The sequence below is a fragment of the Kitasatospora sp. NPDC088346 genome, from assembly GCF_044740765.1.
Classification (GTDB): Bacteria; Actinomycetota; Actinomycetes; order Streptomycetales; family Streptomycetaceae; genus Kitasatospora.
Window position 1 is genome coordinate 1 of record NZ_JBIURH010000114.1, and the last position, 8362, is coordinate 8362.

The window sequence follows — 8362 nt, forward strand, 5'->3', positions numbered from 1 at the left end:
GGCGGGGGGCGGTTGCCGTTCGCGTGGTCCGGGGTGTGCCTGCATGCGGTTGGTGCGGGTGAGGTGCGGGTGCGGATCGCTCCGGCGGGTGGGGATGCGGTGTCGCTGGTGGTCGCGGATGCCACCGGTGCGCCGGTGGCCGAGGTGGGGTCACTGGTCCTGCGGCCGTTCGAGGCGGGGCAGTTGACCGCCCCGGGTGGTCAGGAGTCGCTGTTCCGGCAGGAGTGGGTGTCGGTCCCGCTGTCGTCCGGTTCACCGACCGGCCCGATCGTGGTGCTGGGCACCGACGATCTGGGACTGCCGGGCGCGGTCTGTTTCCCCGACATCGCCGCCGTGGCGGAGGCCGGGGTGGTGCCGGGGACACTGCTGGTGTCACTGCCCGTCGCGCACGACGAGGACGCGGCCGCCGCGACCCGCGCGGCGGTGCGGGAGGCTCTCGGGCTGGTGCAGGAGTGGCTGGCGCGGGATGTGTTCGTGGATTCGCGTCTGGTGGTGGTGACGCGGGGTGCGACGTCGGGTGATCCGGTGGCTGCGGCGGTGCAGGGTCTTGTGCGGTCGGCGCAGTCGGAGAATCCGGGCCGGATCGTGCTGGTGGATCTGGACGGTGACGCCGAATCGGTGCGGGTGCTGGTGCGGGTGCTGGAGTGTGGTGAGCCGCAGGTGGCGTTGCGGGCCGGTGCGGCTCTCGCGCCGCGTCTGGTGCGGGTGCCGTCGGGCGGTGGTGTTGTTCCGGTGCTCGATCCGGCGGGGACGGTGCTGCTGACGGGTGCGTCGGGTGCGTTGGGTGGTGTGATCGCGCGTCATCTGGTGACGGAGTACGGTGCGCGGCGGCTGTTGCTGGTGTCGCGTCGTGGTGCTCTGGCGCCGGGCGCGGCGGAACTGGTCGCGGAGCTGGCCGGGTTGGGGGCTGTCGCGACGTTCGCGGCGTGTGATGTCGCGGACCGTGCGGCGTTGGCGCGGGTGCTGGACGGGGTTGACCTCACGGCGGTCGTCCACACGGCGGGTGTGCTGGACGACGGCATCGTGCCGTCGCTGACGCCGGAGCGGCTGGACACCGTGTTGCGTCCGAAGGTGGATGCGGCGTGGAACCTGCACGAGCTGACGGCCGGCCACGACCTGGCGGCGTTCGTGCTGTTCTCGTCCGCGGCCGGTGTGTTCGGTGCGGCGGGGCAGGCCAACTACGCAGCGGCCAACGCGTTCCTGGACGCGCTCGCCGAGCACCGCCGTTCGCTCGGCCTGCCGGCCACGTCCCTCGCGTGGGGCCTGTGGGCGGGCGGCATGGGCGATGCCCTCGACGACGGCGATGTCCAGCGGATGGCGCACGGTGGTGTGCAGGCGCTGACCGCCACCGAGGGACTCCACCTGTTCGACCGGGCTCTCGCCGCCGATGACGCGGCGTTGGTACCGATCCGGCTGGACCTGGCGGGGCTGCGCGCCCGCGCTGCCGACCGGGCCGAGGTGCCGCCGCTGCTGCGCGGCCTGGTGCGTCCGTCGGCCCGCCGGGTGGCGGCCGCGGGCTCGGCGTCCGGTGCCGGTGGCCCGGCGTTCGCCGGGACGCTCGTCGGGCTGCCGCCGGCCCGGCAGTACGGTGAGCTGCTGGAGACCGTCCGGACCGAGGCGGCGGCCGTTCTCGGCCACGCCGGTCCGCAGGCGGTCGATCCGACCCGCGCCTTCCGCGAGCTCGGCTTCGACTCGCTGAGCGCGCTCGAACTCCGCAACCGGCTGAACGCCGTCACGGGTCTGCGGCTGCCCGCGACCCTGGTCTTCGACCACCCGAGCCCGGAGGTGCTGGCCCGGCACCTGCGGGCGGAACTCCTCGGCGGCGACGACGCCGACCCGTCCCGGCCCCCGTCGCCGTACGGGCCCGGTGCGCGGCGCGGCGGCGACGAGGACGACCCGATCGCGATCGTCGCGATGAGCTGCCGATTCCCGGGCGGGGTGCAGTCCCCCGAGGACCTGTGGCGGCTGGTGGCCGACGGGCGCGACGCGGTCTCCGGCTTCCCGACCGACCGCGGTTGGGACGTCGAGAACCTCTACCACCCCGACCCGGACCACCAGGGCACCTCGTACACCCGTGAGGGCGGCTTCCTGCACGACGCGGGCCTCTTCGACCCCGCGTTCTTCGGGATCTCACCGCGCGAGGCCCTGGCCACCGACCCGCAGCAGCGGCTGCTGCTGGAAACCTCCTGGGAGGCGTTCGAGCGGGCCGGCATCGACCCGGTCAGCCTGCGCGGCAGCCGGACCGGCGTCTTCGTCGGTGTGATGTACCACGACTACGCGACCCGTCTCCAGGAGGCCGCGACCGCCGGCGCCGAGGGGTCGATGGGCAGCGGTGGCGTCGGCAGCATCGCGTCCGGCCGGGTCTCGTACACCTTCGGCCTGGAGGGCCCCGCCGTCACGGTCGACACGGCGTGCTCGTCCTCGCTGGTCGCCCTGCACTGGGCGATCCAGGCGCTGCGCAACGGCGAGTGCTCGCTCGCCCTGGCGGGCGGGGTGACGGTCATGGCGACGCCCGCGACCTTCGTGGACTTCAGCCGCCAGCGCGGACTGTCGGCCGACGGCCGCTGCAAGGCGTTCTCGGACGACGCCGACGGCACCGGCTGGGGCGAGGGCGTGGGTCTCCTGCTGGTGGAGCGCCTGTCGGACGCGCGGCGCAACGGGCACCCGGTGCTCGCGGTGGTCCGTGGCAGTGCCGTCAACCAGGACGGCGCCTCCAACGGCCTTACCGCTCCGAACGGCCCGTCCCAGCAGCGCGTCATCCAGCAGGCCCTGGCGGACGCGCGGCTAGGCGCGGACGAGGTCGACGCCGTGGAGGCGCACGGCACCGGCACCACCCTCGGCGATCCGATCGAGGCGCAGGCCCTGCTGGCCACCTACGGACGCGCCCACGCCGCCGACCGGCCGCTGTGGCTCGGCTCGGTCAAGTCCAACCTCGGCCACACCCAGGCCGCGGCCGGTGCGGCGGGCATCATCAAGATGGTGATGGCGATGCGGCACGGGATGCTGCCGCGGACCCTGCACGTCGGCGAGCCCTCCACCCACGTCGACTGGTCGGCGGGCGCGGTGGAACTCCTCACCGACGCCAGGCCCTGGCCCGAGCACGACCGCCCACGACGGGCGGGCGTCTCCTCCTTCGGCATCAGCGGCACCAACGCCCACACCATCATCGAGCAGGCTCCGGAACCCGCCGCGGCGCCCCCGGCCGGGGAGACACCCGCCGCCGCGGCACCCGAGGTGCCGCTGCCGGTGCTGCTGTCGGGCCGGACGCCCCGGGCGCTTGAGGCGCAGGCGGTCCGGCTGGCCGCGTGGCTGGCATCGGAGACCGGATCCGGACCGGCGGACGTCGCGTACACGCTGGCGACGGCCCGGACCTCGTTCGAGCACCGGGCGGCCGTCGTGGCGGACGGACGGGCGGATCTGCTGGCGGCGCTGGAGTCGCTGGCCGTGACGGGCGGCGCTGCCGGCGCCGCGCTGACCGGAACCCCGGTGGCCGGGCGGACGGCCTTCCTGTTCGCCGGCCAGGGGAGCCAGCGCGTCGCCATGGGCGCCGAACTCGCCACCGCCTTCCCGGTGTTCGCGACCGCCTTCGACGCCGTCCGCACCGAGCTCGACCGGCACCTGGAGCGGCCGCTGCACGAGGCGATCGCCGACGACACGCTGATCGACGAGACCGGTTGGGCCCAGCCGGCGCTGTTCGCGCTGGAGGTGGCGCTGTTCCGGCTCGTCGAGTCGTGGGGGGTCCGTCCTGACTTCCTGGCCGGTCACTCGATCGGTGAGCTGGCCGCCGCCCACGTCGCGGGCGTGCTGTCGCTCGCGGACGCCGCGAAGCTGGTGGCGGCCCGCGGCCGGCTGATGCAGGCACTGCCGGGCGGCGGTGCCATGGTCGCGCTCCAGGCCGCCGAGGGCGAGGTGATGCCGCTCCTGGCGGGCCGCGAGGACGAGTTGGGCATCGCCGCCGTCAACGGGCCCGACGCGCTGGTGGTCTCGGGCGACGAACGCTCCGTCCTGGAGCTCGCCGCCGACTGGGAGGCCCTGGGCCGCAAGACGAAGCGCCTGGCGGTCAGTCACGCGTTCCACTCGCCGCTGATGGACGGCATGCTGGACGAGTTCCGTTCGGTGGCCCGGGAGTTGACCTTCCAGGCAGCTCAGATCCCGATCGTCTCCACCCTCACCGGCACGCTGGTGTCGGACGAGCTGACGGACCCCGAGTACTGGGTGCGGCACGTCCGTGAGGCCGTCCGCTTCGCCGACGCGGTCGCGAAGCTGGAGGCCGAAGGCGTCCGGACGTTCCTGGAGCTGGGCCCCGACGGGACCCTCAGCGCCATGGCACAGCAGTGCCTGCCCGAGTCCACCGATGCCGCCCTCATCCCGCTGCTGCGCCGCGACCGCCCGGAGACGGCCGCCGTCGCGACCTGCCTGGGCCGGCTCCACGTGGCCGGGGCGGCGGTGGACTGGACGGCCGTCCACGCCGGACGCGGCTCCCGCGTCCTCGACCTGCCGACCTACGCGTTCCAGCGGGAGCGCTACTGGCCGCAGGGCAGCGGAGCCCCGGCCGGGGACGTCACCGCGGCCGGCCTGGGAACGGCCGGCCACCCCCTGCTCGGCGCCGCCGTGCCGCTGGCCGACGGGGACGGCCTCCTGCTCACCGGACGGCTCGCGCTGGACACCCACCCGTGGCTCGCGGACCACGCCGTGGCGGGCAGCGTGCTGCTGCCCGGAACGGCCTTCGTGGAACTGGCCGTCCGGGCCGGCGAACACGTCGGCTGTGCGGTACTGGAGGAGCTGACGCTGGAGGCGCCGCTGGTCGTCCCCGACAAGGGCGCGGTCCACCTGCAGCTGCGGGTCGGCGCGGTCGACGGCGACGGGCGCTGCACCGTCGCCCTGCACTCCCGGCCCGCGCAGACCGCGGGAGCCGCGGAGGGGGCCGCCGAGGACGCCGGCGGTGCGGCCTGGACGCGGCACGCGGTGGGCCGGCTGGCCGAGACCGGCCCGGATGCCGTGGCCGAGTGGCCGGCCGAGTGGCCGCCGCCGGCCGCCGACCCGGTCGCGGTGGACGCCGTCTACGAACGCTTCGAGGCGGCAGGGTTCGCCTACGGCCCGGTGTTCCGCGGGCTGACGGCCGCCTGGCGCCGGGACGGCGAACTCTTCGCCGAGGTGGCGCTGCCGGAGGAGACGCGGGCGGAGGCCGCTCTGTACGGACTGCATCCGGCCCTGCTCGACGCCGCGCTGCACGCAGTCGGCCTGGGCGGCCTGCTGGCGGACACCGGCCGGGGACGGCTCCCGTTCGCCTGGTCAGGGGTGTCGCTGCACGCCACGGGCGCGGCCGGGCTGCGGGTGCGGATCGCCGCAGCCGGTCCCGACGCCGTCTCGCTGGCCGTCGCCGACACCACCGGCGCTCCGGTCGCCACGGTCGACTCGCTGGTGCTGCGGGAGTTCGACCCCGGGCACCTGACGGGCCCCGGAAGCCACGAGTCGCTGTTCCGCCCGGAGTGGGTGCCGGTGGCGCTGCCGTCCCCGGCGACGGCGGGCGTGATCGGTGTACTGGGCGACGACGACCTCGGGCTCCCCGGGGCGCGCACCCTCGTCGACCTGGCGGAGGCGGCCGCGTCCGGCCGGGTGCCGGACACCGTGGTCGTCCCGTGGCCGAGCCCCGTCCACCCGGACGATGCGGCCGCCGCCACCCGGACCGCCCTGCGCCGCGCCCTCGCCCTGGTACAGGAGTGGCTGGCGCAGGACGCGTTCGCGGACTCCCGGCTCGCCGTGGTGACCCGGGGAGCGAGCACCGGCGCCGACCTGGCGGCCGCCGCCGTCCACGGCCTGCTGCGCTCCGCCCAGTCCGAGCACCCCGGCCGGTTCCTCCTGGTGGACCTGGACGAGGACCCGGCCTCCCTGCGGGCCCTGCCGGAGGCGCTCGGCACCGACGAGCCGCAGCTCGCCCTGCGCGCCGGCCGCGCCGCCGCCGCCCGCCTGGTCCGCGTCACCGACGCCCCCGCGGCGGCACAGGGCCCGGACCTCCCCGCCGACGGCACCGTGCTGCTGACCGGCGCGACCGGATCGCTGGGCCGCGAGGTCGCCCGCCACCTGGTCGCGGAGCGCGGAGCGCGGCAGCTGCTGCTGGTCTCCCGCCGGGGCGAAGCCGCCGACGGAGCACAGGAGTTGGCGGCCGAACTGGCGGCCGCCGGCGCCCGGGTCGGGTTCGCCGCGTGCGACGTCGCCGACCGCGACGCGCTGGCGCGGGTCCTGGAGGGCGTGCCGCTGAGCGCGGTCGTCCACGTGGCCGGCGCGCTGGACGACGGCGTGGTCTCCGCGCTCACCCCCGAGCGACTGGACACCGTGCTGCGTCCGAAGGTGGACGCCGCGTGGAACCTGCACCGGCTGACCGCCGACCGCGACCTCGCCGCGTTCGTGCTGTTCTCCTCCGCCGCCGGCGTGTTCGGCGCGGCCGGGCAGGCCAACTACGCGGCCGCGAACAGCTTCCTGGACGCCCTCGCCCGGCACCGGCACTCCGCCGGGCTGCCCGCGAGCTCGCTCGCCTGGGGCCTGTGGGCCGAGGACGGCGGGATGGCCGACACCCTGGACAGCGCGGACATCGAGCGGATGGCCCGCGGTGGGGTGGCCGCGCTGTCGGTCCGGGAAGGCCTCGCCCTGCTGGACACGGCAGCCGCGCTGCCGCACCACCCGGTGCTGGTCCCGGCCCGGCTCGACCTGGCCGGGCTGCGGGCCCGGGCCGCGGCGACCGGCGAGGTGGCCCCGCTGCTGCGGGCGCTGGTCCGGCAGCCGGCCCGGCGCGCGACGGCGGGAGCGGCGGTGGACCCGGCCGCGGTGTTCCGGCAGCGGCTGGCCGGCCGGTCGCCGGAGGACCAGGAGCGGATCCTGCTGGAGACGGTGTGCGGGCAGGTCGCGGCGGTGCTCGGATACGCCGGTGCCGCGGCCGTCCAGCCGGGGCACGCGTTCCGCGAGCTCGGGTTCGACTCGCTGACCGCCGTCGAACTGCGCAACCGTCTGAACGCCGTCACCGGCCTGCGGCTGCCCGCCACGCTGATCTTCGACCACCCGAGCCCCTCGGACCTGGTCGCCCACCTCCGGACGACCCTTCCCCAGGAGGGGGCCGGCGGCGTGGACCCGTTCACCGAACTCGACCGGCTGGCCGAGGTCCTGACCGCCGCACCGACCGACGAGGAGACCGGCGCCCGGGTCACCCTGCGCCTCCAGTCGCTGCTGGCGCAGTGGCGGGACGCCCTCGGCGACCCGGGCGACCGGGGCCCCGCCGCCGACGACCACAGCGACCTGGACACGGCCACCGACGACGAGCTCTTCGACCTGCTCGACGACGAGCTCGAAACTTCCTGACCCAGGCGCCACCCCTTTTGCCGCAAGGAGCGGACGGACATGCTGAACGAGGACAAGCTGCGCGACTACCTCAAGCGCGCCACCGCCGACCTGCGCAACGCCCGACGGCGCCTGCGGGAGGTGGAGGAGCGCGACCGGGAGCCGATCGCGATCGTCGGCATGGCCTGCCGCTACCCGGGCGGGGTGAGCTCCCCGGAGGACCTCTGGCAGCTGGTCGCCACCGGCCGGGACGCGATCGGCGGCTTCCCGTCCGACCGCGGCTGGGACGGCGAGGCACTGATCGACGACGACCCCGACGCCCACGGCACCAGCTACGTCAACCAGGGCGGATTCCTCTACGACGCCAGTGAGTTCGACCCGGCGTTCTTCGGGATCTCGCCGCGCGAGGCGCTGGCCATGGACCCGCAGCAGCGGCTGCTGCTGGAGACCTCCTGGGAGGCCTTCGAACGCGCCGGGATCGATCCGCGCACGCTCAAGGGCAGCCGGACCGGCGTCTTCGCCGGACTGATGTACCACGAGTACGCCAGCCGGCTCGGCTCGGTGCCGGAGGGCGTCGAAGGGCACCTCGGCACCGGGAGCTTCGGCAGCGTGGCGTCCGGCCGGGTGTCCTACACCTTCGGCCTGGAGGGCCCGGCCGTCACGGTCGACACGGCCTGCTCGTCCTCGCTGGTCGCCCTCCACCTTGCCGTCCAGGCACTGCGGACCGGCGAGTGCGAACTCGCCCTGGCCGGCGGGGTGACGGTGATGTCCACCCCCGGCACGTTCGTGGAGTTCAGCCGGCAGCGCGGGCTCGCCACCGACGGGCGCTGCAAGGCGTTCTCGGACGACGCGGACGGCACCGGCTGGGGCGAGGGCGTGGGCATGCTGCTGGTCGAGCGGCTGTCGGACGCGCGGCGCAGCGGGCACCCGGTGCTGGCGGTGGTCCGCGGTTCGGCGATCAACCAGGACGGCGCCTCCAACGGGCTGACGGCGCCGAACGGCCCCTCGCAGCAGCGGGTGATCCGCCAGGCCC

Annotated in this window: 2 protein-coding genes; both read left to right on the plus strand. The window is 75.6% G+C overall.

The features are described 5' to 3' along the window. Positions 1–7350 (plus strand): type I polyketide synthase (locus tag ACIOFR_RS41490; RefSeq protein ID WP_401005915.1); only part of this gene is annotated, 7350 nt, incomplete at its 5' end. Positions 7351–7392: 42 nt separating this feature from the next. After that, the coding region (locus ACIOFR_RS41495; RefSeq protein WP_401005917.1) for a beta-ketoacyl synthase N-terminal-like domain-containing protein at positions 7393–8362 on the plus strand (970 nt) is incomplete at its 3' end.